The sequence below is a fragment of the Candidatus Methanoperedens sp. genome, assembly GCA_027460535.1.
Lineage (GTDB): Archaea > Halobacteriota > Methanosarcinia > Methanosarcinales > Methanoperedenaceae > Methanoperedens.
Genome location: JAPZAR010000010.1, coordinates 75,286 through 100,395, shown reverse-complemented (window position 1 = coordinate 100,395; position 25,110 = coordinate 75,286). Strand labels below are relative to the sequence as shown.

Below are 25,110 nucleotides of genomic sequence, written 5' to 3'. Positions count from 1 at the left end.
AAATCATTTGAACTTCTTTAAAAGCCTGCTATAGAACTCGTTGTCCATATTTTTCCGCGCCAGCCGTTCCACGATCAGTTCAGGAGTGCTGCGGGCAAGGTAATTATACCTGGGATTCCTGTCCACAATAAGGTTCAGGTGCTCATCCAGACCTTTTGCTTCGATGCCGTCAACACGAATTTCACAGGTTGTGTTTTCGAGTATCGACTCTGCCAGATGGCTTACAAATACGCCCATTCCATTATTGTCATCAAGCTCTTCAAGAATTCCTGATATGATCTTTGCGGACGCCCCAGGCTCTGTTATGGATTCGATCTCATCGGCCAGGACGATCTTGCTCCTGCCAGTAGCCACTGTGGCGAAATCTTTGATGGTGCTCTCAAAAGCGCCTGCATCCATCGTACCTTTGGATTTTCCAAAATAGAAAAATTCATCCACAAGACCAAGGCTGCATTTTTTTGCAGGCACTGGAAATCCCATATGTGCGAGTATCACTATTTGCGCCAGAAGATCGATCGTGGAGGTCTTTCCTCCCGAATTCACACCGCTTAATAATACTATCCGGGCGTCCTTGAGTCTGTGTAACCCTTCATTGAAACGTGAGGAACCCAACGAGTAGTTGATGGGAAGAGGAGCATCAAGGAAAAGGTTGGTGCCTCCTATAAAACCAATACCTTTTTTGTCCTGGATCTGGGGTATATTCAGATCGAATCTCCGGGCAAAGCAAGCAACTGTGTAACCGCTATCAAAGTCAAGAACTGCACGGACTATTGTGTTCGCTGTCTCTTTGAATTTTGAAAGCTCTTTCGCATTGTCCCTTAAGATAGCCAGTTTTCGGGAATTGATGGTGCGAAGCAGGTGGTTTCTCAGCTCTTCCACCCCGCGAGAGTTTACTTTGATCGGGTGAGCAGGTTCTTCAGGGAAAAAATTATTAACGAACTGTGATTCCATCGCAGATAGCTTAAGCTCCGCCGATAATGTTCGGGCGGCATTGCTTACTACTGTGTTATATTTTTCTCTTATCTCTTTCTCAAAAAGCCGGTTGACACCTCCGTCGATAGCGGTCAGTATATCGAAACCCTTGACAGTGACAGAGCTATTTTCAATGAGGGAACCGAATTCGAGATTGGCTCTTTTCTCCACGCTCGTTATGGTCTCGTTCAGGCTGCTGTATATCGCTCTGAGCCTGTCCACTTCATTGTCCACACCGCTTTTCAAATCCGAATCTTTTGATATTTTTGACAGGCCAAGGTTAAGCCGTTCTATTTCCCCATCCGTTATTCCAGAACAGAAATCCGGGTGGTGCTGCCTGATGATCCTGACAACAGAACATCCAGAGCTTATTGAATCAAGATTCCTGGCAAAGAACGCGAGTTCCTTTTCGGGCGCAACCTGCCAGATCTCCGCCCTTTTGATGTCAATGAAATCGATCTCGATGTGTTCTGGGAAATCAATTCCCGCAAAACCAGTGCTCAGAATGGCATGTGAATATCCGCCGGCTACGTCCGCTGCTTCCCTCGCATCAGCGACATGATGGACCGGGACCGGAAAACTCTTTGCGGCCTCGAATTCTTCAGGAGTGGACGCGAGTATTACCCTGTCCCTGATCATCGGTATATTGAAATCCGTTCTTATGGGTTTTACACGGGAAAGATATCCGGCGATTTCCTGTTCATCCACCCCCCCAGTAAGTTGGATGACCTTTGATATCTCTTCCTGCATTCCTTTGATCCTGTCTTTTTTGGAGGAAGGATAAGGGATATACAGGTGTAATTTGGTTTTCGCATATCCCGTGTGGGCAAATCCGGAAATCAATTCCAGGAGACGCTCATATATTTCATAAGCCTCTTTTGTCTTGAGAAAATCCCTGGCGCCCACGCCTTCGCTTATCGCATATGTTTCAAGGACCAGGGATATGGCAGATTTTTCGGTCAGTCCCTCAATTTCGCACAAACTTGCCACATCTCCATTAATTATGGCATCCAGCGCCAGTTTTTCGGAGCCGAAATGTTCAATAAAACGGCGTGCGGTTTTTTCTCCGATCCGTGGTATATCCTTCAAGCTCTTTATCATGAAACCCTGTCAGTCTTTCTGTATCCTTAGGGCTTCTGATTTTAAAAATATTCGTATTGCTATCTTGAAATAAAATAGAACAGGATCATGAGCGCAGACATGCACATCAATGTTATAGCGCCAAGGAATGCAGAATTAATATTTTGCTCAAATAATAAGCTGATGGTTCTGAGCAGCGCACCTATCGCGAATGCAAGAAAAGGAAAAAACTCTCTGATAGTGCGTTTAGTCTTATTCATAGGATATTATATAAGATAATAATGATACTTATAATTAACTGCCATGCAGCGGAGTCGGAACTTGCATGCTCTGACCATGCTGGTAATTGCATCCCTGCGGTAGCTTAAAACATAATGCACAGATTTTTACATTCAGAAGGATTATAACGGGATCAGGATGAAAATCGCAAGAGACACTTTATTGTTCATTCTGGAAGTGAGCAAATCCTCCGCTCCCAGGGAGTTCGCAGGCATGCTTTCTGCAACCGGGGACATCATTACAGACGTGGTCATCGTCCCGGGAACAGAGTCAAGCGATGAAAGTGCAGTGATGCAATTATTCATGCTTCCAAACATACACACAATAGGGACGGTGCACAGCCACCCCTCGGGGAACAGAAGACCTTCAAAGGCAGACCTGGAACTCTTTGACCAGAAAGGTATGTTTCATATCATCGCAGGGGCGCCTTATGATGTGACAAGCTGGACGTGCTATAATAATAAGGGGGAGCAGGTAAAGCTCGAAGTTGTCGATTATAAGTTCAAAGAAGAAAATGAGAACTGGTAGTTATTTTTTCTTCCTGGTTTCGATCTCTTTCTTGAGCCACGGCCCCACATCATTGCCGTGAATGAGGGCCTTTGTGTCCTCTTTGAGATTGGAGGGCTTGACCTTGATCAGCCAACCTTCCCCATAAGGGTCTTTTGAGAGGAGTCCCAGGTCATCTTCAATGGTTTCATTGACCCCGGTGACCTTCCCGCCTACGGGCATAAGGAGGCCTCCAACCCATTTGGCAGATTCCAGCGAGCCGAACGCATCGCCGCCCTCGAATTCATCATCTTCCATGGGAAGGTCTATAAACTCGATGTTGCCAGCGGCTTTTGCGCCAAATGCATCCATGCCTACTGTTACCGTGCCATTATCCTCGATTCTTGCCCAGGTGTGATCCTTGGTGTAATACAACTCATCAGGAAGATTATATCCCTCTATCTCTACCATAATTTTTCTCCGTGACCTTTGGTTATTACATAGTCGTATATAACTTTTGTTGTTATCCTTTTCAATTTGTGTTGGTAAATTGAAGCGAGCCTAAAAAATGAATATTACAAAAATTATATGCAGTTCTCTCAATCCAAACATAGAAATCCTACTACTATCAAATTAAGTTAACTTTAATATTATTTCACAATAATTAGATATGTTTAATACGAAATCTGATGAAAGAGGTAACATGAAATTAAATGATTGGATGTTAGTCATAGCCAATTTTATGTTAGTCGTAGCCACCCTTATGTTAGTTGTAGCTACATATGGGTTGTATATAGCTACAACCGATGTTGCCAAATATACCCAACATTTGGCAAATTATACTTATGAGCTATCAAAATCTGATGACCAAATAGCCAATTTAACACAAAAATATAATGCATTATATGAACTTGATGCACGACCATGGATTTCTATTGAACCTTGTAGTAATGATCTTGAAATTTGTACAGATTCTCCAAGTGGAACGTTAAAGTTTCGTACTAAAAACATAGGTAAATTGCCAGCCAAAATAGATCGAATAGGTATTGGGCTTGGACCATTTGTTTATGATCCAGTATTCATACCAATACCATTCTCGGCTTTATCAATGCACAATGTAGATGACTATCTATTACCTGGGACAGAAATTGTTGAACAATTTGACAACTCCGAGCTAGATAAGAAATACAATTTGTCAAAAAATGGTAAATACCAACTACTTGCATCAATAAGATTAGAATATTCGACAGTTAACAAAGGAAACCAAAGTATAATTTATTCTATATCTTCCGGTTCTGGATATCAAACTATAGAAGTTACAAAGCCTTTAGTAACTGTAACTACTTTTAAAGTAAATATTATAAATGAAACAAAATACGAGTTTATACCTTATAGGTATTATTATGAATAGAAATACAGCTTCTTTGTAAAGAAGTGTAATTTTTCTAATCAGAGGTTTTGAATTTTTCTTCACTGGCATTTTTTCTAGGATGGGATTTTTATTTAATGTCACTTTTCGATATCTATATTATTATATCGACTGTTGTTACCTCGAATGAAATTTGAAAGAAATTATTTACAAGAAATTTTAATAACAATTTTATTAATATTTGTTTTAGGCTATTTTTTTGGATTTTTGGTAGGTATAAGCAGATTATGGTTTTTTCGAATTAAAGAATATTTACCTTTTAATTATAAAATTTGGTTTGTACAGCTCTGTTATTATTTGATAATGTTTTTGATAATTATTCTTGTGTTAACATATATTTTAATAACTTTTTTCGTACATACTGATGATGACAGCTCACGTTATATGCTCAGTGCATTAGTACAATGTGAAGCTTCAATAGTTGCTATAGTTATATCATTAACATTAGTTGCTGTACAACATTCAGCATCATCGTATTCAACAAGAATTATAGATATATTCAAATTCAAGAATCCAGACTTCTGGGTACTTATAATAATATATATATGGTCTATTGTTTTTGGTTTGTTTGTTTTAGAAATGATTAAAACGGGCAATTTAGAAAGCATTGAAAAATATATTTATTTATCTTATTCTTTTGGTGCTATTGCATTCATCACTTTAATCCCCTACTTACGGAAAACTCTTGATTTGCTTAAACCATCAAAGATAATGGGAATTTTATCAGAAGATATAACCAAAGAGAATATTTTATTTGCCTTAAATAACAACAAGTTTGAAGGTTACAATATTCAATCTTATGTTAACAAGGATAAAGATCCGATCCAGCCAGTCATTGATATTGTGCATAGTTCTTTGAAGAATTATGATTCCGAGACTGCAATAGAGGGATTGAATGTGATTGGATACCATACTAATAAAATTTTTGAAAAAGATGATTTTAAGGGTGATGAAGATAAGAAAATAATCGAGCATATTATTGAACATTTGCACAACGTTGTAAAACATGCTGAAAAGGAAGAAAATGATTACATTATTATAGAAATAATCAAAGTACTGTTCAAAAATGGTTTTACTACTGCAAACAAAAAGCGAGAAAATGCAACAATATCAGCAATAAATGAACTAACAGAAATTCTAGACATAGTGGATAAAAATAAATTACTTGGTTTACCAGTATTAGCTGCATCATTCTATAATATCGAAGCAAGTGCTGCGAAAAATGGACTCAGAACAGTCTTAGAATCATTAGAAACTCCGTTAAGTAAGCTTTTGAGTATTGAGAAAAATAAAGGTGATAAAGGCAATAAATTTGTAGTAGATCTTGTTGAAAAAGCAATAGAGAATATGAGAAAAAACTTGACAAATTAGAGATGAGATATTAACCTCTGTGAAATATATATATTAGGATAACTGGTTTGATGGAGAGTTCAAATAAGTATAAAAGTATAAATGTAACTACAATTCACCTTAATCCCGTGTTAAGGTAATATATTCCACAATAGGATAACTACCAACACCAATTGTATCGGTCACTGCCATCCATTCACCTGTTATTTTTAACATTTGTTTTTAAATGTCACTAAAAAAATTTCCCCACAGCTCCTACTGCATGAGTTATAAGCTGCGTGCTGTTTTCAAGATCGTCCATATTCATTACAGTTACAGGTGTATGGATGTACCTCGATGGCGTGCTGATGACGCCTGTGGGTATGCCTTCGCGCGACAGGTGTATTATAGAGGCGTCTGTTGTTCCACCTGCTCCAACCTTGAGCTGATATGGGATATTATTCGATTCCGCCGTTCCCTTCAACCATTTCAGTACAGCTTCAGGTACTATTATCCCCTCTCCTGAAGCATCACTGACCGTTATTGCCGGGCCTTTTCCTATTTCAAGTGTGGAATCTTTCTTCTCTATACCGGGATGGTCGCCGGCAAATGTCACATCCACCGCCAGTGCAACATCAGGGTTCAGCCCGAAAGCTGATGTCCGCGCGCCTTTCAGCCCCACCTCTTCCTGTACTGTGAAAACAGCATGGACCGTGGCCTTCACTTCCCCCATCCGCCGCATGGCTTCTATCAGCGCAGCACAGCCCCCGCGGTTATCCAGAGCCTTGCCCGTGACCATGCCATTCCCAAGCGTCCTGAATTCCATATCAGGCATTACAGGTGTCCCTATTTTCACACCGAGCTTTTCCGCATCATCCCTGTCCCTTGCTCCCACATCGATGAACATATCCTCAACCTTCACCGGCTTCTTCTTTTCCTCCTCTTTCATAGCATGAGGGGGCTTTCCGCCGATTACCCCGTAAACAGGACCGTTTTCTGTGTGCAAAACCATTCTCTTGTTGAGGAGCGTCTGGTCAAACCAGCCCCCTGTTTTTGCGAAGAACGCGAAACCTTTCTCATCGATGTATTTTACCATCAGGCCTATCTCGTCCATGTGAGCAGCCAGCATCACCACAGGGTTCCCTCCGGATTTCGTGGCTATGAGATTCCCCATTCTGTCTATCCTGATCTCATCTGCGTAAGGTCTGACCTCATTTTCTATGATCTTCCTTACATTTCCCTCATAACCTGAAACGCCATGGGCATTTGATAATCGTTCCAGAAGGTCTTTGCGCATTTCAGGTACCCGCGTATCGTTCCCGCTCTCTGGCTATCAATTTCGTATAGAATTCCACGGCATCTTTCACGTTCATAAGTGAGCGCTCGCTGAACCTGGCTTTTATTTTCACGAGCCATTCATTGTACGGATCGGCGTTAATGATATTCGGGTCATCCCAGAGCTTCTCGTTCACTTCCGTGACTTCGGCATCAAAAGGCACGGAGATCTGCGATACGGCTTTTATGGTCTCATAAGCAAGAAGCATATCATCCTTTTTTATTGATTCACCCACTTCAGGAAGGTCGATATGCACTATCCCTTTGGAGAGGGACTGCCCGAGTTCTGTAATGCCTATCTGGATCTCCCCGTTCACAGGCTTTAGCCACACATGGTTTTTCAGGTAATACCTGTCTTCCGGGAATTCGAATTCGTAGGCCTTCATGGTGCGTTAGATTTGAAGATAGGTATAAATATCCATCGATACCTGCTGGATGTCATGAGCGATTACTGGGACGTTCCCGAGCAGGAATACGAACTCTCGCTTCTGCAGTTCGCAAAAGAAGAATTGGCGGAAATGGGTTACGCCGTCCTGAGCGAGAAGGTGGAGGTATGCAGCGGGGCAGGGGCTATGACCCTGACAGCTATCCTTGAAAAAAAAGACCTGCGGTTCGGGCTGTACATCCACGACGGCCCGAAGCAACGAAAGACCAGGGGTCCGCCCATAATCTGGATGCTGCGGATTTTACCTGAAATGAAGACAGCGGACCATTTGAGGGAATTCATACTGGCAAACCATGATTTTGATGCCATTTTAGCGCCTGAGAATACGGTATTGAAGGACAGGAACGAGGCAAAGCTGAAAAAAATATATACGTTCCTGTACAATTCGAAGATAAAAGACCTCTATGATACCGATCTGAGCAGCGCTGCGGATGTGTTGAGGACGAGGCTTCGGAAGAAACCGATCATTACAAAACTTTGATCCTGATGCGAACCTCTTCATCCGGCGAAAAAGGTTTATCACCGTATTTCTTCGGTATCACCTTGATCCGCGGTTGGGTCAAAGAGAGGCAGAAAGAGATGCCGCTGCATTTAATTTCCTTTCCACCACTTGTGATCTCAAGCTCTGACACCTGAGGATTAAGAAATCCCTGTGGATTGACGATGCCAAAAAATCCTTCATCGTGATCTGAGGAAATATAGCCGTCAATGAATCCTCCACACATGGCAAATCCCATGACATTGCCGCATGTATCGTAAGGTGCGCAAAGGAGTGAGTAGTTATCAAGAATTTTTTCAACCCGGCATACGAGTTCGAGTGATTTTGATGAAGGAAGATCTTCCCATTCGATATACGGAGTAAGCGGCAAATCGTTCGAAGCGCGCAGATAATCCCCGGACTTGCGGACCTCGACATGCATCACGGGGTCGTTCCAGAAAATGAAGTAACCGTTGCGTACGAATGTCCCTATTTTATCTCCCTTTGAGATCTCCATTCCAATCGATACGTCGGGTTTTATATGAAGTATTTTAATTACATGTCCTCCCTGTTCCAGGGCCATGACATATTCTTTGGAATCCCGGTTCTTAAAAGGCGTGGGCGTATCGAAACTGCGGATGTCAATAATTTTGCCATCAACTGGGGAAAGGGCTTCGCTGCCGAAATCACCGTAATAAATATCCACGGCACTGAATGTCTTATGGGCTGCGTACGGGCTTTTCAGGAAGGAAAACCTTGAATTATGGGGTGCAAAAATATCTATATCCTCGCGGCTCGCTATCTTTTTCATCGTAAAACGCTATAGGAACAGCACATTTTCGGGATTTCAACGATATTCAATCCAAGTTCCTTGCTTATTGTGAAGGCGCTCCTCGAAGGCACTGCTATCCTGTCAATCCCGCTCAGGATGGCGTACTTGTCAAGTGCGGAGCGGTACCTGCCTCCGGGGCGCACGCAGCTCAATGAAAGCGGGATATCGAACATCTCCCGCGCCTTCGCGATCACTTTGACCACGTCCTCAAGTGCCGGAGGCGCAGTTCCCTCCATGTCTGTTCCTTTTGTGGGAATAAATATCACGATCACTACCACCTCAGGATCGAATTCTTTCGCCATTTCAAGGGCTTTGAACTCCCCTTTCAGCTGGCCGTTATGCAGGCCCACAATGATGTGAGGGGCAAGGGGGATACCGGCAGAAGAAAGCTCTTTTAGGGTTCTCTCGTAATCCATAACATTGGCATCGAGGCCAAGGATATCGTGAATGGTCTCGTCGTCGCCCAGAACGTCCACGAGAGCCATGTCGAGGAATCCGGAAAGCGCCCCTGCTTGCTCACGGTTCACGATGCCGGTATGCGCGCTGATCTTGAGTTTTGTGCTCTTTTTGAGTTTCCGGACGGTATCAGCGAACAGGTATGCTGGGACACTTCCATCCGCTTCACTCCCTCCGCTTAAAAGGATCCCTTTTGCGCCCTTACCTGCCAGCAGAGATCCCTGAAATTGCAATTTTCCATTTGAGCCATCCAGCATGTGGCGCAGGTAATACGAGTTGCAATGCCTGCATGTAAGAGAGCAATGGGTGCCGGTCAGCGAGACCGGGGTGAAAGGTTCGTTGAAGAAATAAATATCATTTCCGAAGAGTTCCAGCCTTCGCGCGAAGGATTTGAACATGGATGCTTTTGTGCCCGGGTCAGTCTCAAGCGCACGGATCATGCTTCCGGCATGTTTTAAAGGCATAATTTTTAAAGTGAGCTTGATGTATAAAGAAGTTACCTTACCCTGTTCTATGTACGTTACATTTATGTAATATGAAAGTTATCTGGAGGCGGTTGAATCATCTTTTTATGATTCTAAACAAACCGTAGCAGGCATCCGCCTGTGGCGTATGGATCGAAACGATCCGAACGCATCAAAACCTCTAAAAAAGGTTCAATTGAACAAGGGTATGTTAGCATATCCCCAATACCGAAATATCGGTTTGCGTGAGTCGGACCCGGAAAGGTCTTACGGAGGAAAAGAATGAAAAATAATTACAAGACGAACATACAACTATTAGGCCTGATATCAGGCCTGAAAAAGCAGTCCAGGGATAATGAAGTACCTCTCTGGCGCGACATTGCTGTGCGGCTTGAAGGCCCGACACGCAATCAGAGAGCAGTCAACCTCAGCAGGATCAACAGGTATACGAAAGAAAAGGATCTCATACTTGTCCCCGGAAAAGTCCTGGGAGCGGGAGAACTGGATCACCAGATAACAGTTGCAGCGTTGGGTTTCAGCGGGGGCGCAAGGAACAAGATAACGGCTGCAGGCGGGTCCTGTCTTACCATCGAAGAGCTTATGGCAAAGAACCCGGAAGGTTCCAGAGTAAAGATAATGGGGTGAAAATATGGTAGTAATTGACGCAAAAAATCTTATTCTGGGAAGAATGGCAAGTAATGTTGCCAAGCGATTGCTAAACGGCGAAGAGATCAATATCATCAATGCGGAGAAAGCGATAATTTCAGGCATTAAGGACACTACATTCGAGCGGTACAAAAAATACGCCGCACGCGGATCACGTGAATTCGGGCCGCGTTTCCCGCGAAGACCTGAACAGATAGTGGCAAGAACAATACGCGGGATGATCCCCCACACGAAAATGACCGGAAGGGATGCATATAACCGGCTGAGGGTTTATATCGGAGTACCTCCAGAACTCGCCAAAGAACAGGCGACCACTATAGAAAATGCAAGCATAACACGCCTCAGCACAAGTAATTACACTGTACTTGGCGACCTGAGCAGAAGATTAGGGTCAAAATTTTAGGAGCTATACATGAAAATCGTCAACTCATCAGGAAAAAGGAAAACCGCAATAGCCCGTGCAACCCTGCGGGAAGGCAAAGGGCGGATAAGAATCAATAATAAGCCGCTTGAGATCGTGGAGCCTGAACTTGTCAGGCTGAAGATGTCAGAGCCTCTTGAATTTGCAGGGAGCGTTATGCCGACTGTGGATATCGATGTCAATGTACACGGAGGCGGAATCTTCGGGCAGGCTGGCGCTGTGCGCACGGCCATCGCAAGAGGTCTTGTAGACTGGACCAATGATACGGCGCTCAGAGATGCATTGGCTCAGTATGATAGAAGTTTGCTCGTGAACGATACACGCTATAAACTGCCCAAGAAATTCGGCGGTCGAGGTGCCAGAAAGAGAAGACAGAAATCATACAGGTGAGACATGATACCGGTACGATGCTTTACATGCGGGAAAGTCATATCAAGCGTATGGGATGAGTACAAGAAGCGAATCCAGACCGAAGAACCAGGCAAAGTACTCGATGACCTTGGAATCGAACGCTACTGCTGCAGGCGGATGCTGCTGACTCACGTTGAGCTGGTGGACCTGCTTGCACCGTACCAGTGAGGAGGGGTTGTAGGGTAGCCTGGTCCATCCTATGGCGTTCGGGACGCCGTGACCTGAGTTCAAATCTCAGCAACCCCATTTCTCAGGACATGGCATGGAAGAGAACAATGAACCACTCTCAGAGGGACTCTGAGAAAAAAATTGGATGAGTATAAACTTGCATTTACTGAACTTTAGCAGATTTGTTTTGAGGTGATTAGGTGATTAAGGTTAAGTATACACGCTATGAGCTTGCCAGGATTATAGGCGCTCGGGCGCTTCAGATCTCCATGGGCGCTCCTGTATTGATAGATGTGGACAGGAAAGAGCCTATAGATATTGCTATGCTGGAACTGGAGAAGGGAGTGATCCCGATTACGGTTAAAAGAACAATGAAAGAAGAGAAGAAACAGAAATCATCAGATTAAAGGTGGAAAGAATGGAAGACGTTATCGATTTTAAACAGGATGTTAAACAGGATACGGGTTATGAGTCAATAATTCCCCAGGATGAGTATCTCACCGCAGGAATTCATATCGGCACGCAGCAGAAGACAAAAGAAATGATGCGTTTTGTGTATCGCGTGAGGACGGATGGTTTATATGTGCTTGATATACAGGCAACAGACCAGAGAATAAGGCTTGCTGCAAAAATGCTTGCAAAATACGACCCGCAAAGAATACTGATCGTGTCGGCCAGGCAATATGGCCACTATCCGTCGGAAATGTTCGCGAAGGCGGTTGGCACAAAAGTCATCACAGGAAGGTTTATTCCTGGAAGTTTGACAAACCCGAAACTACATATATACATAGAGCCAGATATTCTCATAGTCACAGACCCGAGCGGGGATATGCAGGCTGTCAATGAAGCGGTCAATGTGGGTATACCGGTCATAGCCCTTTGCGACACCAATAACTCCACATCCAACGTGGAACTTGTCATACCGACCAACAATAAAGGAAGGAAAGCCCTGGCCCTGATCTACTGGCTGCTTGCAAAAAAGACGCTGGAAGAGAGAGGAGATACGATGAATTACACGGTGGCAGATTTCGAGGCTGAATTATAAAAAAGTATGAGAAATCCGGCTGTTTCCGGGCAGTTCTATCCGGGCAGTAAAAACGACTTGAATGGGAACCTCAGCAGATGCTTTGCCGGATTACCATCTCTTGAAAGAGCGGTTCTCGGGGCAGTTGTACCCCATGCGGGTTACATATACTCGGGAAATACGGCTGCCTACGTGTATTCTGCGCTTCCGAAAGCCGATACTTTTGTCCTTCTGGGGCCAAACCATACAGGATACGGCTCACCTGTAGCGGTTTCGGGTGAAACCTGGAGCACTCCCCTGGGTGAAGTAAAATCCGATGCAGATTTCATCAAGGCCCTTCCTAAAAAGATAATAGACATCGATGAGACTGCTCACAGGCATGAGCATTCGATCGAAGTACAGCTACCTTTCCTTCAATACCGGTTCTCCGATTTCAAGATAGTCCCCATCTGCATGGGAATGCAGGATGAGGAGACTGCGCTTGATGTAGGCATGGAACTTGCTGAAGCGATACGCAACGTCGCCGGGAAAGTCGTGATAATTGCGTCAAGCGACTTCACGCACTATAGACCCGATAAAATAGCCCGGGAAAACGACAGATATTTTATCGAATCCATTCTGAACCTGGACATACCGGGTTTTTACGGAAGACTGTTCGAACGCAATGCCACTGTTTGCGGATATGGTCCGATCGCAGCAATGCTTGCTGCTACAAAGAACCTGGGGGCGAAGAAAGCCACGTTGCTAAAATACAGTACCAGCGGCGATACAACAGGGGATGCATCCGCTGTCGTAGGATATGCGGGAATAATCGTGGAATAAAGGAGAATAATTATAAAAGTCAAGTTCACATCGATGCTTTTATTAATCCCAACCCTAATTAGTAACCAGGTGGAATAATGGCATTGGACCCGGCAGAACAGCAATTCGTTAAAATCATAAATGAGCCTCTGAAATCAAAGAATCCATTGGTCATTGCAGGTTTTCCGGGAATCGGTCTCGTGGGGAACATAACCTGCCAGCACATTATCGAAGAGCTTGAGATGAAATACGTTGGCTCTGTCGATTCCAGGTACTTCCCGCCTCTTGCAGTGCTTTTTAATGGGATCATCACACTGCCTGTGCGGATATACGAGTCAGCAAAAAATAATATCGTTGTCCTGATCTCCGATATTCCCATACACCCCACAGCTTCATATGACATCAGTAAAGCGCTTATCGACTGGATGCAATCAATTAAGGCAAGAAGCATTCTTTCGATTGCCGGGATAGCCACCACGACAGGTGAGAGACGGGTTTTCGGCGGGGCAACAAGCGCCGAGATGCTTGAAAAGATCAAGGACAAGACCGAAATATTCCAGGTGGGCACCATTTCAGGCATTTCTGGCAGCATAATGACGGAATGTTTCCTGCGAAACCTTCCTGCCGTGAGCCTGCTGGGAGAGACCCCGGGACCAAACCCGGATCCAAGGGCGGCGGTGGAGGTCCTGAAAGTTATTAACAAAATTTTCGATTTATCTATCGATACTGAAAAGTTGTTGAGCCAGGCAGAACAAATAGAGCTTGAACTTTCCAAACTCGCTGAACAGGTCAAGACCTCTGAAACGCCTTCGCTCCCCAAGAAAGAGTTCCCTATGTACGGGTGATGCCATGAAATATATCGTTCTGAGCGGAATATCCCCCTATGTCTTAAGGGAGCTTGAACATAATAAGGTAAAAACTATCGAGATCAGGAGTCCCCATAATTTTCTTTCCGCGATCGAGACGGAGGCAGGGGATGTGATCTTCCTGACATCGACAAGCCAGGAGGACGTGAGGCCGGGAACGGCCGGCGTGATCGCAAAGATACGCGAAAAACAGGTTTCAATGCACAGGATGATCCAGAAAACCGAGGAGTTCTATGAGGAGGCCGAGGTGCAGATGGCGCGCCTCCAGCTGGAGATGAAAGGAACTGCAAGGGTGCGCCGCTCCGAATGCTGTGAGCTGGGTGAAGCCACGGTGGTAGATGCCGATGAGGTTCTGTTCTTCGAAGGGAGATAATCAATGAACACGGGTTGAATCTCCCTCGGCTATCAGTTCTGTTACCTCATCCACGAATTCCATCATATATTTATCCAGCTGTTCCTTGCGTCGCTCGTTTGTTTCCTTATCGGCAGGGTATTTTTTAAATAGTTTCAGGAATTCCTCGTAAATCTCATTGGTCTTATCCATCATCGCTTCTTTTATCTCGCCCGTCTCTGCCATGTGGACTATGTATCGGCGCAAGCGGATGCATCCGCGGTTCCTCCCGAAGCTTTTGTCAAAATAGAGCGGGATCCTCCACAATCCTCGCTCGACTGCACCGCTTTTTTCAGAGGGGAAAAGCCTTACGATCTCAGGGTCGATTTTTTCCGGCATCATCAATTCAATATGTATTCAGAACTCTTCCATCAGGTCAAGTTCGTGTTCGAATCGGGTGGGGATGCATTTTGGTCTATGCCTGTCCCTTTCCCGGATCTTGTCCTGCAGAGCTTTGTAGGCTATTTGATGCTCAGCGTCACACTCGGGGTTATGTTTTGCTTCCTCTTTCAGTTCGTCCACAATATCCTGCAACTGCCTGATGGACATGTACCTGTAACGGTCTTCGGCAATAATAATCACTCCATAATACTCTTTTCTTTGATTATATAAAATAACCACATTCTAAAAAATGATCATTCCACAGGCATGACTGTGGTGTTTCGCGTGATAAGGAGATTGTAGGAAGAAAATTCCTTGTTCTCCCTGACAAGGGTGCCGAATATCTCCACGATGTCGCCGTATCCTGCCTCCAGGAGCTTTTTATTGTTTTCATTGATGTGGTAGGAGGGAAGCACGGCATAGCTTGGAATGGAAGTGGTGGCATCGCATACCTTGAACATAAGGTTTTTCTCATCCCCGAGGTTTCCCGACATCACTGAGGCAACCACATTGATCCTTTTTTCGATATGTTTTTTCAGGTTCGAGAGGCGCACGAATTTCCCTTTTGCTTTGTAGGTGCGCTTTTCCATCCCGTCTTTTCGGAGGATCACGGATGAGAACTTCATGTCGGTGTTTATGTACCTGTACTGCTCCTCTGTGTCCGCTATTTTTTTCATGAACCCGGGCACCTGGATATTCCCGGTTTCCTGGAAGCTCCAGCAGTTCTCGCCGCTGCAGCCCATGCCCCAGATGAGCGTGCAGGGGCTGACGATTGTGAAGCCTTTCTTAACGAGGGCATGCTGGGTAATGCGCAGGGCCTTTGAATTAACAAGGTCGGCAGGTTCGATGATGATCGTTGTGCTGCTTCCCTGTGCAATTCTTCCCACAACATTCGCGCGCTCTACAGGGGACATTTTCATCTCGGCAAGGACATTTGAGAATACAATCAGGTCGAAATCTTCCTGGAGCTTTGCGGTTTCAAGAGGCGCATGGATCGGTTCGTTCATGGAGATATTGGCGTTCCCGATATTTGAGAGATAATCCGAAGTAAGTTCGTTATAGCAATCGATGTTTTCTTCAGTTTTCTCGATGGAATCGAACCTGATGTTCATTTTCACATCAATATTTTTCTTTGAGTAAATGTCAAGCAATTTCTCAAAAAAATCGATAGTACTCAGGGTGATCGTGCCCGGGCCTGAGCCTGCATCCAGGATGCTCATTTTTGTGGTAAGCAGCCCGTTCTTCAACAGGTCAAGCAGCAGATACTGGAACTGACAGAAGTAAACCGGGAAATGATAAAGCAGGTAGGATATTATCCTGATCTTCGGATATTGCGATGCACCTTTCCAGTATTCTTCTTTCTGCTTCACGATGTTCTCGCGGATAAGCCGCGCCGTTTCTCCCTTGTGCCAGTTTTTCCCGCAGGAGCGCTCGATATGGGATTCTATGAGTTTCTCGATGCGCGCCGGAAGGCGAGGTGATTTGAAGGAGCGCTCCAATTCTCTGATAACCTGCTCGTCAGCAGGGAGCGGGCGCTTAACGATTTTCGAGCATTTAAAACTTGCATCACAAAAGAGATCGAGGTCATAAAAGTGTGGCTTTAAGATCTCATAGAGTTTTTTTTCTTCGTATTTCCTGCTGAGGTACAGGTTCATCTCGGAGAGCGCGAACTCGGCGCGGGATGAAGCGAGATATTTTGCAAGGGAGAGTGGTTCGGTGGTCATCAGTGTGAGTTGGTAAATATGGAATGAGGAGATAGATTTTCGAGGAGGTTTTTGGTATCTATTGCTCTTTTATTTTGGCTTTTGAATTGATGAATTGAATTTTACCAAAGCGTCCCAATTTATTTCTCCATCTAAACAAAAATCTCTTCCAAATTCAAACGTAAATTTATTAATTAATTTTGAATAGGCTTTTAAAAAATCTTCATTCTTTTCTTTTGCTTTATGTCCAAGAGGTTCTATTATTTCTGTATACAGGTTTTCATTTCCTGAAATAAATTCCCAAAATCTTTGACCACATAGTTTTCGATAGCCATCTTTTTCTATTTGTTTCGATCGTCCGTAACAACAACCATTCACAGCAACAACATGAATTTTAGGATTATTGGTATTTAGAATTTTTATCGCTTTAATGAAAGATTTCTTCATATCTTTGATTTGACCACTATTTCCCCAATTTGGTCCTGATTTTATCGTTACGAGATATTTTATCCCATCTTTACTGAACTCTAAATCGATCCCCTCAGCTGCCGACTTATTCCCATCATAAATCCTACTGCAAATAAAAATTGCAAGACCTTCAAGAAAATCTCCAAAAATTGTCTCTTCCTGAGAAGATAAGTAAGCATCAAGAAGATTTTGTACTAAATCTTGAGCAGTTAAAATATTTTTAGCTTTAAAAAGATACGGATTTTTTCTTTGTAAGACACGCTTTAATTTGAGTTTTTCAAGATTTTGTAACCTTTTTGAATGGAAAGTTCCGATGTTCTCTTCAACATATTTCTGAACATCGTTCATATTTATTTGTTTCATAAATTCCTTTTTCTTCAACTAAGTAATATTGAACTGGACTTATTTTATTTTTAACTATCTCGAAATATTCAGGCAAAATATCTATGCCTATGGAATTCCGTCTCATCCTCTGTGCTACAACAATAGTTGTTCCTGAACCCATGAAAGGGTCTAAAACGGTATCATCTTCTTTAGTGAATAATTTAATAAACCATTCTGGTAAAGCTTCTGGAAAAACTGCACTATGATTTTTATTATTGCATTCAGTAGCTAAATGTAAGACATTTGTTGGATAAGCTTTATCTCTATTTAGCCAATTCGAAACATTTTTACCAAAGCCACTACCATTTTTTGCATTATCTCTAATTTTATCTACTTCACTTAAACGTTTTAATCTGTCTTTTGCCCAATCGCCAATAGGGACCATAACTTCTTCTTGATACATTTTGAATTTTTTAGTTTTATTAAATTGTAAAAGTCTTTCCCAGGAATCACGAAAACGATTAGGCCATTTACCGGGATAACAATTTCTTTTGTGCCAGATAAGTTCTTCCGTCCATAGCCAGCCCTGTTTTCGCAATGTTAAAATCAATTCCAAGACGTAAGTATGTCTCTCGCCATTTTCGGCTTTTTCTTTAATATTTAAAATGAAAGTTCCATCAGGTTTAAGAACTCTTAAAAGTTGTTCGCTGATAGGCAAAAACCATTCAACATAATTCTCTGGCTTAACACCACCATATGTATGTATTCTGCGGTCAGCATAAGGCGGTGAAGTGAAAACCAGGTCAATTGAATTACTATCAAGCGTTTTTAAAACTTCTTTGCAATCGCCCAAATGTAATTTTGTGCAAATCTTTTTCATAATTATTGCGTTTGTATCATTTCAAACAAAATAGTATTGTAAACTGTATCAATATCGGTCATCAGACCCCATTCTAGTCCTTTTTTGGCTACATCTAATTCTTCATCGGTTAGATATCTGCCTATCTTCCTCATCGCTTCGTACTGTATTGTTTCTTTTGTGATATAAAATAATATCTCTTCTTTGTCAATTGTTCCCATTTTATCTTATCCTTCCTCTCTCCCTCAAATACCCCACCGCCTCCGCCACCCCTGCCCCGTGCTCCTCCTCCGTGACCATATCCGCAACCTTCTTCACCGCAGGATGCGCATTCCCAACAGCCACGCCGAATCCCGAAGCTTTCAGCATTTCGATGTCGTTGGGCGAATCCCCGATGGCCACAAAATCCTTCGCATCCAGTCCCATCAGTTCAGCGATTCGCTTTAACCCTGTGCCTTTGTTTATCATCCTGCTCTTGATATGCGCAGCAAAACCCGTATCCACGATCTCCACTTCAGGATAATCCTTCAGAAGCAACCTTGCTTCCCTCACATCAAAATTCCGCCGCAACCCGATCTCCGTTTTCCTATATTCAGGGTCAAGCCTCTCAAGGTCAAAATGTTCCTTCAGTAACTCAAACGCTTCCTCACACTCCTTCATGTGTGAGGTATCGGATTCTACGATGCCGCATTCAACAACACCGCCGTTCTCAGCTATCACGATGCCCCCCGTTCCAACGAGCTTCGCGACCGCACGTGCAAAACACAGGATGTTCCCGGTGGCGATCACAACGGGCACATGAAGACTTCGCAGCGCCTCGACTGCCCGGCAATCGATGCTCCTGTCGCTGTAGGTAATCGTCCCATCCACGTCCACCACGATTGCATTGAATTCCATAACCTCAGAGCCTTAAGAAAAACAACATAGCTATAGCATATTTCTTAGATTTCGGCAATTTATGAACACTAACCGGAATAACCTGATAAACCCAGATGCGTCGCTATAAATCTGCGTTCATCTGCGTTTATCTGCGGTTTTTACCTCCATAATGTAGCTTTTAATCCTTAAGCCCTTCCATGGTGACCGAGAATATAGCCTCTCCCTCAGGCAGGTTGGGTGAGTCCACAAGCCTCGCTATCCTCTTTTCTCCCTTGGATTTGCGAAGGTACAGCCTGAATGTTGCCGTATGTCCCACGATATGCCCCCCTATGGGTTTTGTGGGGTCGCCGAAGAACGCATCGGGTTTTGACATCACCTGGTTGGTCACAAGGATGGCAGCGTTGTAGAGGCTTCCGAACTTCATCAACTCGTGCATGTGCTTGTTGAGCTTCTGCTGCCTGTCTGCCAGCGTTCCCCGGCCAACATACTCTGCCCTGAAATGCGCCGTGAGAGAATCAACGATCAGCAAACGCACGGGTTTATCCGAATCCTTTAATTTGTTCGCAAGCTCCATTGCGGTATCTACAAGTAATATCTGATGATTTGAATTGTATGCCTTTGCAACATGGATGTTTTTCAGGAACTCTTCGGGATCGTAGTCCACGCCTTTTTTTGCAGATAACCCCTTTACCATCTGGGTTATTCTCTCAGGCCGGAAGGTGTTCTCCGTATCGATGATTATCACAGAACCTCCAAGCCCACCTTCACTGGTGGGCAATTGCACGTTAACAGCCATCTGATGGCCCACCTGCGTCTTTCCTGAGCCGAACTCGCCGTAGAATTCGGTTATTGCCTGGGTCTCTACGCCCCCGCCCATCAGGTCGTCAAAAGCTTTCGTGCCGAAGCTGAGCTTGCCCACGAGTTTTCGCCGCTCAAGCACCAGGTCGCCAGTCTCAAACCCCCCAACATCAGCTGCCAGCCGCGCCGCGTTTATGATCTTCTGCGCGGTCGATTCCCCGATCTCTGCAATGCTTGCAAGTTCTGAGGATGACGACACTGCTATAGCTTCGATCGAGCCATAACCTGCCTCTTTGAGTTTCTCTGCTGTCGCGGGCCCAACGCCCGGTAGATCTTCTAATCCCTTTCTTTCTGCCATATTCTTTCTCCAGTGCACGTTTTATTTGTTGTTTGGTGCACAATTATCATATTTTTAATCATCACGCGATATTATATACCTTCCCGGAGCGGGGTGAAAGTAATACTATCTGTATAATTATTGTTCATTTGCGCATTACCTGAACGCGTGTCCGGGAGCCTGCACTGAGTTCAACCTCTTCGTTCCTTCCAGACTTCGCATATGCATCGATGATGCGTATCTCGCTCCCGATGTCCATTTCTTTGACAAGGTCGGCGTGTTCGCCCCACAGCGCCACTTTTATGCGCCCCGTGTCATCGGAGACATAGATGTTGGCGACCTTGCTCTTAGTGCCATCGGAGCGATCGAACTCCCGAATCTCATCAAGCCCGGAGACATGCCCAGCTACGCTGTAGGCAGAGTTTATCCCGATATCAGCTATGGGCGTAAGGGTTTCAGAATAATCAACAACAATACTGCTGTGCACCATGCTCCCGCCCGATCCTAATTGCAGTTCGGTCTGGTTGCTGAACGTGTTCTCACGGGAGTAAGCGTTCATCAGCTCCACAGAATCCCCGACCTTGAAATCAAGAGGATCAGCTTTTCCGTCCCAGAGCGTCACTCTTATCTTGCCAGTCGAATCCCCGATAGTGATATTCCTTACTTTTCCCGCGATCCCGTCCTTGCGCTGGAACGTTCTCACACTTCCAAGGTCTACTATCTTGCCTGCAATGTTCAGGCCGTTCATTCCGGCTTTGACCTCATTGATCTTCAGGGGTTTCAGGCTCACGCTGACCTCTTTATCCACATGCTCCACCACCCCACCCCTGCCCACGTTGACCTCAAGACCCCTCTGCCCCCCTTTAATATATCCTTTCACTTTGAGGCTCTGGCCGACTTTTATATCTCCTATCTTGACAAGGTCGGCCGCCTCGTCCCACAGCGCGGCCTTAATGGAGCCCGTGCCATCAGCGAGGGTCAGGTTGACCACGCGCCCGACAGTGTCATTATCGCGCGAGAACTCGCGGATGTCGCTCACAGATAGCACCTTTGCCATGAAGACCACATTGCCCCTGTCAGCCGTCATATCCTTGATATCGACGGTCTCATTGACCCCCATCTCGCTTGCGACCAGCATCGCCGCGGTCTTTGAGTCGCACAGGCCGTTCATCATCGTGACTTTTTCTTCCACCTTTGCCTTGAATTCTTCAGGTTTGAGTTTACCCTCAAGCCTTTTGTAGACCTCTTCAATCTCTTCGAAACTCACCATGGTGTTCTAAAAAGAAAGGGTCGGATAAAAGGTTTATGGTTCTTAATTAAAAAACCTCTGAAGAGCAAAAAGCTATATCACCGTACTTTGAAAACAATCCTTTTACCTTTCAGTTTCCGGTATACTGCTCTGCTCACCGGAATCTCAATCTGCTTGTTCTTGATTAGCAGTTTTGCATCTCTTTCTTCGATTATCTCCGGTTCAATTCCCCACTCATGAACCTCATAGGTCTCCCCGATCTTCAACTTCTTCAAATCTTTCAAAGTTTTAATATCAACTTTTTCCATCAAATATCACTTCGACTTTTTGTGATATAAAGCTTCGATTTCATAATTACCCGATATCCTCCATATACAAATATTCCTGAGCATACCCGCAGTATCTCCCAAAATATCTGTGCGCGAACTCAGCTATCGCCTCCCTCTTCTTGCTTTTCTTTGCGTTCCTGAAATTTTCGCCGTAGAACCTGTCCATGATCTGTTCGATATGCGTATCCACAGGAAAGGATTCAAGTTTCCCGAAGGCAAAGAGCAGCACGCAATCCGCTATCTTGTTCCCCACGCCCTTTATTTTCACAAGTTCCGTGCGCCCTTTGTCGTAGGAGAGGTCTTTTATCCCACACAGGTCAAATTCACCTTTTGTTATCATGGATGCAACCTCAAGTACCCGGGGAGCGCGAAAACCCATCCTGCACTGTTCCATGTCACACTGTTCTGTTTCTGCAAGCGCCTGGGGGGTCGGGAACGAATAATAACCTTTCTCAATCTCCATGCCAAAGCATTCGCACATGCGCCTCATGGAATTCGTGATGTTTTTGATCGTATTATTGCTCGAACATATATACGATACAAGGCATTCCCACGGATCCTGGCGAATGAGGTGCAGCCCCCTGTATTTCTGGATCAATGAATCCATTTCCTTATCTTTGTTGATTTCAGAATATATGCGCTCCATGTCATCGTCAAGCCTGAAGTAATGCCTGATAAATTCCGCGCCCAGTGAGGAATTGATTATAAGTTCTCCGCCTTTCTGTTTTACCCTGACAACCGCGCCATTGACAACACCCACCCAGCAATCTTCCTTTTTTTCCCACCTGAAAACCTGGCCGCATGAGAGCGTATGGTCAAGGTTAAAATCGTTCGCATTAACACGGTACACACTCAAGGATATTTCACAGGCCTGAAATACATTACGGTTTTATGGGTAGAAAACAATAAGCAAAATCTCATGAACTTCAGGACAAAACAGCATCTTCGGAAAAGGTTCGGGGATTATTACAGAAATGCAAGCCTTGTTCTGCCTACCGATTTTACGCGGCGGGAATGGGGTTTTATCTTCTTTGATGAGCTGCCTGAGGTGGTGATGCGGCGTCACAAGGCTTTTTCAGGTGAGGACGAGACGCTTGAGTATCTCAGGGCCATGGTTCCGGCGCATGTATATCATTCGGCGGCATATTACCAGTTCCCGGGCGCTGCGACCATGAAGGAAAAGCAGTGGCAGGGGGCAGATCTTATATTTGACCTTGATGCAGACCATCTGCCGATGAAAGCAAGGTCGTATGCAGAGATGCTTTCCAATGTGAAAACTGAAACGAAAAAGCTCCTTGATTTTCTTCTTGAGGATTTTGGATTTTCACAGGATAATACGAGCATTGTGTTCTCAGGAGGGCGCGGGTACCACATACATGTGCGCGACCCGAAGGTGCTGTCGCTTGAGAGTGCGGAACGGAGGGAGATAGTGGATTATGTCAGCGGCACGGGATTGACCGTTGGCTTTTTATTCAAATCAGCAGAACATAAAGTCTACGACTCTGGAAAATTCAGGAAAAAAGAACTGGAATCCCCCAGGAAAATAAATTCTTTTGATGAGGTTCCTGGTGGGTTCGGTTGGGGAAAACGTATCAGCCGATACATAATTCAATTCCTGGAGGCTATTTCAATCAAAGATGAGACCGAGGCGGAAAATGAGATCATAGGTTTAATTAAACACTATAAATCCAGTCTGGTTTCAGCATATAAGGTTCCAGAAGATATCAAGACACGTATTGTCAACATGAAAAATGAGAACCGAAAAATCGGCCTGCAAAAAATGGCAGGTGAGGTCGGTATTTCCACCAATATAGTTCGAGATATTCTGATAATGAACGATCTATGGGATTTCAGGTCCGAAGCCATCTCCAAACTAAAAGACCTGAGAGAGATTGCGCAGAATCCTGAAGCTATGGAGAATATAGAAAATAAAGGTATTATCGGTGATTCGTATATTTTTGATGCGATCGTCCAAAAAGCTATCGAAGAAAACAGTATTAATTTAGGAAGCGCTCATACAGACGAACCCGTCACCGCCGACGTCAAACGTCTCATCCGAATGCCCACCTCGCTGCACGGCGGGTCGGGAATGCGTGTTGTTCCGCTCACGCTTGATGGATTTGAGAAATTCGAGCCTTTGAACGACGCTGTGGTTTTCAGCGAAAAGGAAACCAAAATAGAGATTTTATCCCCGCTTAAGCCGCAGAACTCCTGCGTGGAGATGAAAGGAAAAAGCTTTACAGTGACAGAAGGTATCAACACCCTGCCTGAATATGCGGCGATATACCTCATGTGCCGCGGAGCAGCAGAATATGCCTGACCAAGCAAGAATAAACCTCAACGATATCCTCAGGGAAGAGCGAAAATCAAAACTCGTTCCCCTTGAAAAGGATTTTTATTCTAAAGTTGGAAAGCAGATCCAGGAACTTGAGGAAGAAAAACATAAAATTGCGGATAAATACGGCACAAAATATGAGATCATCGAGGATGAACTGAAGACCGCGCGGAAAGTCATAGATCATATTATCGAAAGGAGAACAAAAAAAATAATCACAGAAGCGTCGCTTCGCGCATCTTCGAAGCAGAAGGAAAAGCAGGACCTTGAATCGATGACGCTGGAGGAGCGTATATTCTATAACAGGCTGCTTGAAGTGATGACCGGATGGCGCGGGGAACTTTCTGAAAAGATCCTGGGAAAAACAAAGGATATAACTTCAAAGGAAGACGCACCGGTGGAAAAAAAGAACGCAGAGACAACTAATGAAATAAGAAGCGTCATTGAAGTAAAAGGCGATACTGAAGGCAAAAAGGATATAAGCAAGGAGTACATTGTGGTGCGGTTGCTGAAAGACATTCCGACATTTGTCGGAGTAGACGGACGCAATTATACTTTAGCAAAAGAAGATATTGCTGTTCTATCGGCAGTGAACGCTAAAGCATTGATCAATCGCAAAGCAGCCGTCCAAATCCCGGTTAAAAGGTGATCATCGTGAAAATACCAAAGAAATTCAATACATACTGTCCTGTTTGCAGGACCCATACGCCGCATGTGGTGGAAAGGGTGAAAAAAGGACAGGCTTCCACGTTAACCAGAATAACGAGGCAAAAATACAGACATACAGGCATTGGCAATTCGGGTAAGTTCTCAAAAGTGCCCGGAGGGGATAAGCCAACAAAACGTGTGAACCTGAGATACAGATGTTCTACATGTAAAAAGGCACATCTCAAAAGCAAATGCTTCAGAGCAGGGAAATTTGAATTAGTGGAGAGCTGAATATGGAACCGAGAAGCAGGTTTTTAAAAGTCAAATGCAATGATTGCGAGAATGAACAGGTCATTTTCGGATGCGCAAGCACAACGGTAAGCTGTCTTGTGTGCGGAAGGACCATAGCCGAACCAACTGGCGGCAAGGCCTTTGTTAAAACCCAGATAATAGAAGTACTGGAGTAA

35 protein-coding genes and 1 tRNA gene are annotated in these 25,110 nt (G+C 44.4%); 18 read left to right on the top strand and 18 right to left on the bottom strand.

Going from position 1 to position 25,110, the window contains the following annotated elements; translation table 11 throughout:
• Positions 1–3 precede the first annotated feature (3 nt).
• The gene (locus O8C65_03870) at positions 4–2,073 is read right to left on the bottom strand and encodes a helix-hairpin-helix domain-containing protein (protein ID MCZ7356046.1); all 2,070 of its coding nucleotides are present in this window, start codon (positions 2,071–2,073) and stop codon (positions 4–6) included.
• Between the two features lie 59 nt (positions 2,074–2,132).
• A complete protein-coding gene (locus O8C65_03865; protein MCZ7356045.1) occupies positions 2,133–2,312 on the bottom strand; it encodes a hypothetical protein in 180 nt (59 codons plus the stop codon).
• A gap of 157 nt (positions 2,313–2,469) precedes the next feature.
• Here O8C65_03865 and O8C65_03860 point away from each other — a divergent pair, with 157 nt between their 5' ends.
• A complete protein-coding gene (locus O8C65_03860; GenBank protein MCZ7356044.1) occupies positions 2,470–2,859 on the top strand; it encodes a Mov34/MPN/PAD-1 family protein in 390 nt (129 codons plus the stop codon).
• On the opposite strand, the gene O8C65_03855 is transcribed toward O8C65_03860, so the two are convergent.
• On the bottom strand, positions 2,860–3,288 hold the full coding sequence (locus tag O8C65_03855; GenBank protein MCZ7356043.1) for a glycine cleavage system protein H: 429 nt from the start codon (positions 3,286–3,288) through the stop codon (positions 2,860–2,862). It lies immediately after the preceding gene.
• 232 nt (positions 3,289–3,520) lie between these two features.
• Here O8C65_03855 and O8C65_03850 point away from each other — a divergent pair, with 232 nt between their 5' ends.
• The gene (locus O8C65_03850) at positions 3,521–4,228 is read left to right on the top strand and encodes a hypothetical protein (protein MCZ7356042.1); all 708 of its coding nucleotides are present in this window, start codon (positions 3,521–3,523) and stop codon (positions 4,226–4,228) included.
• A gap of 144 nt (positions 4,229–4,372) precedes the next feature.
• A complete protein-coding gene (locus O8C65_03845; protein MCZ7356041.1) occupies positions 4,373–5,617 on the top strand; it encodes a DUF2254 domain-containing protein in 1,245 nt (414 codons plus the stop codon).
• 211 nt (positions 5,618–5,828) lie between these two features.
• Here O8C65_03845 and O8C65_03840 read toward each other — a convergent pair whose 3' ends face one another.
• Together O8C65_03840 and O8C65_03835 are read right to left on the bottom strand one after the other, a co-directional pair.
• Entirely contained in the window at positions 5,829–6,872 is a 1,044-nt protein-coding gene (locus tag O8C65_03840) for a M42 family metallopeptidase (GenBank protein ID MCZ7356040.1), read from the bottom strand.
• 1 nt (position 6,873) lies between these two features.
• On the bottom strand, positions 6,874–7,296 hold the full coding sequence (locus tag O8C65_03835; protein MCZ7356039.1) for a glycine cleavage system protein H: 423 nt from the start codon (positions 7,294–7,296) through the stop codon (positions 6,874–6,876).
• 54 nt (positions 7,297–7,350) lie between these two features.
• On the opposite strand from O8C65_03835, the gene O8C65_03830 reads away from it, so the two are divergent.
• Positions 7,351–7,836 (top strand): hypothetical protein, encoded by a 486-nt coding sequence (locus O8C65_03830; GenBank protein ID MCZ7356038.1) that lies wholly within the window; start codon positions 7,351–7,353, stop codon positions 7,834–7,836.
• Here O8C65_03830 and O8C65_03825 read toward each other — a convergent pair.
• Entirely contained in the window at positions 7,823–8,644 is an 822-nt protein-coding gene (locus O8C65_03825; protein MCZ7356037.1) for a hypothetical protein, read from the bottom strand. The genes O8C65_03830 and O8C65_03825 overlap by 14 nt on opposite strands.
• Positions 8,641–9,585 (bottom strand): hypothetical protein, encoded by a 945-nt coding sequence (locus tag O8C65_03820; GenBank protein MCZ7356036.1) that lies wholly within the window; start codon positions 9,583–9,585, stop codon positions 8,641–8,643. The genes O8C65_03825 and O8C65_03820 overlap by 4 nt, the downstream gene beginning before the upstream one ends.
• Positions 9,586–9,867: 282 nt before the next feature.
• On the opposite strand from O8C65_03820, the gene O8C65_03815 reads away from it, so the two are divergent.
• From O8C65_03815 to O8C65_03770, 10 genes are all read left to right on the top strand, one after another.
• A complete protein-coding gene (locus O8C65_03815; GenBank protein MCZ7356035.1) occupies positions 9,868–10,230 on the top strand; it encodes a 50S ribosomal protein L18e in 363 nt (120 codons plus the stop codon).
• Positions 10,231–10,234: 4 nt separating this feature from the next.
• Positions 10,235–10,654, top strand: coding sequence for a 50S ribosomal protein L13 (locus tag O8C65_03810; protein MCZ7356034.1), 420 nt, complete (start codon positions 10,235–10,237; stop codon positions 10,652–10,654).
• Between the two features lie 9 nt (positions 10,655–10,663).
• Positions 10,664–11,062 carry a 30S ribosomal protein S9 gene (locus tag O8C65_03805; protein MCZ7356033.1) on the top strand — a complete coding sequence of 133 codons (399 nt, stop codon included), beginning with the start codon at positions 10,664–10,666 and terminating at the stop codon, positions 11,060–11,062.
• 3 nt (positions 11,063–11,065) lie between these two features.
• A complete protein-coding gene (locus O8C65_03800; GenBank protein MCZ7356032.1) occupies positions 11,066–11,251 on the top strand; it encodes a DNA-directed RNA polymerase subunit N in 186 nt (61 codons plus the stop codon).
• A gap of 3 nt (positions 11,252–11,254) precedes the next feature.
• Positions 11,255–11,329: transfer RNA gene (locus O8C65_03795), tRNA-Pro, on the top strand.
• Positions 11,330–11,451: 122 nt separating this feature from the next.
• Positions 11,452–11,658: a DNA-directed RNA polymerase subunit K gene (locus O8C65_03790; protein MCZ7356031.1), complete on the top strand. Its 207-nt coding sequence runs from the start codon at positions 11,452–11,454 to the stop codon at positions 11,656–11,658.
• 11 nt (positions 11,659–11,669) lie between these two features.
• The gene (rpsB, locus tag O8C65_03785) at positions 11,670–12,296 is read left to right on the top strand and encodes a 30S ribosomal protein S2 (protein ID MCZ7356030.1); all 627 of its coding nucleotides are present in this window, start codon (positions 11,670–11,672) and stop codon (positions 12,294–12,296) included.
• Positions 12,297–12,302: 6 nt separating this feature from the next.
• A complete protein-coding gene (locus O8C65_03780; GenBank protein ID MCZ7356029.1) occupies positions 12,303–13,097 on the top strand; it encodes an MEMO1 family protein in 795 nt (264 codons plus the stop codon).
• 77 nt (positions 13,098–13,174) lie between these two features.
• Positions 13,175–13,921 carry a proteasome assembly chaperone family protein gene (locus O8C65_03775; protein MCZ7356028.1) on the top strand — a complete coding sequence of 249 codons (747 nt, stop codon included), beginning with the start codon at positions 13,175–13,177 and terminating at the stop codon, positions 13,919–13,921.
• A gap of 4 nt (positions 13,922–13,925) precedes the next feature.
• Positions 13,926–14,315, top strand: a complete 390-nt coding sequence (locus O8C65_03770; GenBank protein MCZ7356027.1) for a DUF473 domain-containing protein — start codon at positions 13,926–13,928, stop codon at positions 14,313–14,315.
• On the opposite strand, the gene O8C65_03765 is transcribed toward O8C65_03770, so the two are convergent.
• The 11 genes from O8C65_03765 to O8C65_03715 form a co-directional block, all read right to left on the bottom strand.
• Positions 14,316–14,675: a hypothetical protein gene (locus O8C65_03765; protein ID MCZ7356026.1), complete on the bottom strand. Its 360-nt coding sequence runs from the start codon at positions 14,673–14,675 to the stop codon at positions 14,316–14,318.
• A 15-nt stretch (positions 14,676–14,690) separates the two neighbouring features.
• Positions 14,691–14,915: a hypothetical protein gene (locus O8C65_03760; GenBank protein MCZ7356025.1), complete on the bottom strand. Its 225-nt coding sequence runs from the start codon at positions 14,913–14,915 to the stop codon at positions 14,691–14,693.
• A 53-nt stretch (positions 14,916–14,968) separates the two neighbouring features.
• Positions 14,969–16,438: a hypothetical protein gene (locus O8C65_03755; protein ID MCZ7356024.1), complete on the bottom strand. Its 1,470-nt coding sequence runs from the start codon at positions 16,436–16,438 to the stop codon at positions 14,969–14,971.
• Between the two features lie 69 nt (positions 16,439–16,507).
• A complete protein-coding gene (locus O8C65_03750) occupies positions 16,508–17,233 on the bottom strand; it encodes a PmeII family type II restriction endonuclease (protein ID MCZ7356023.1) in 726 nt (241 codons plus the stop codon).
• A complete protein-coding gene (locus O8C65_03745; protein ID MCZ7356022.1) occupies positions 17,208–18,089 on the bottom strand; it encodes a site-specific DNA-methyltransferase in 882 nt (293 codons plus the stop codon). Before O8C65_03745 ends, O8C65_03750 begins: the two co-directional genes overlap by 26 nt.
• A 2-nt stretch (positions 18,090–18,091) precedes the next feature.
• The gene (locus O8C65_03740) at positions 18,092–18,289 is read right to left on the bottom strand and encodes a hypothetical protein (protein MCZ7356021.1); all 198 of its coding nucleotides are present in this window, start codon (positions 18,287–18,289) and stop codon (positions 18,092–18,094) included.
• A gap of 1 nt (position 18,290) precedes the next feature.
• Entirely contained in the window at positions 18,291–18,965 is a 675-nt protein-coding gene (locus tag O8C65_03735) for a phosphoglycolate phosphatase (GenBank protein ID MCZ7356020.1), read from the bottom strand.
• Positions 18,966–19,125: 160 nt separating this feature from the next.
• Positions 19,126–20,103 carry a DNA repair and recombination protein RadA gene (radA, locus tag O8C65_03730; GenBank protein ID MCZ7356019.1) on the bottom strand — a complete coding sequence of 326 codons (978 nt, stop codon included), beginning with the start codon at positions 20,101–20,103 and terminating at the stop codon, positions 19,126–19,128.
• A gap of 124 nt (positions 20,104–20,227) precedes the next feature.
• Positions 20,228–21,352, bottom strand: coding sequence for an OB-fold nucleic acid binding domain-containing protein (locus O8C65_03725; GenBank protein MCZ7356018.1), 1,125 nt, complete (start codon positions 21,350–21,352; stop codon positions 20,228–20,230).
• A gap of 77 nt (positions 21,353–21,429) precedes the next feature.
• Complete coding sequence (locus tag O8C65_03720) at positions 21,430–21,639, bottom strand: hypothetical protein (GenBank protein MCZ7356017.1); 210 nt, start codon at positions 21,637–21,639, stop codon at positions 21,430–21,432.
• Positions 21,640–21,685: 46 nt separating this feature from the next.
• Complete coding sequence (locus O8C65_03715; protein ID MCZ7356016.1) at positions 21,686–22,510, bottom strand: DNA glycosylase; 825 nt, start codon at positions 22,508–22,510, stop codon at positions 21,686–21,688.
• On the opposite strand from O8C65_03715, the gene O8C65_03710 reads away from it, so the two are divergent.
• Genes O8C65_03710 through O8C65_03695 form a run of 4 tightly spaced genes read left to right on the top strand, consistent with a single transcriptional unit; the run spans position 22,472 to position 25,110 of the window.
• Entirely contained in the window at positions 22,472–23,980 is a 1,509-nt protein-coding gene (locus tag O8C65_03710; protein MCZ7356015.1) for a DNA primase small subunit PriS, read from the top strand. The two genes, O8C65_03715 and O8C65_03710, sit on opposite strands and share 39 nt — an antisense overlap.
• Complete coding sequence (locus O8C65_03705; GenBank protein MCZ7356014.1) at positions 23,973–24,644, top strand: hypothetical protein; 672 nt, start codon at positions 23,973–23,975, stop codon at positions 24,642–24,644. The genes O8C65_03710 and O8C65_03705 overlap by 8 nt, the downstream gene beginning before the upstream one ends.
• 5 nt (positions 24,645–24,649) lie before the next feature.
• A complete protein-coding gene (locus O8C65_03700) occupies positions 24,650–24,934 on the top strand; it encodes a 50S ribosomal protein L44e (GenBank protein ID MCZ7356013.1) in 285 nt (94 codons plus the stop codon).
• A gap of 2 nt (positions 24,935–24,936) precedes the next feature.
• The gene (locus tag O8C65_03695) at positions 24,937–25,110 is read left to right on the top strand and encodes a 30S ribosomal protein S27e (protein ID MCZ7356012.1); all 174 of its coding nucleotides are present in this window, start codon (positions 24,937–24,939) and stop codon (positions 25,108–25,110) included.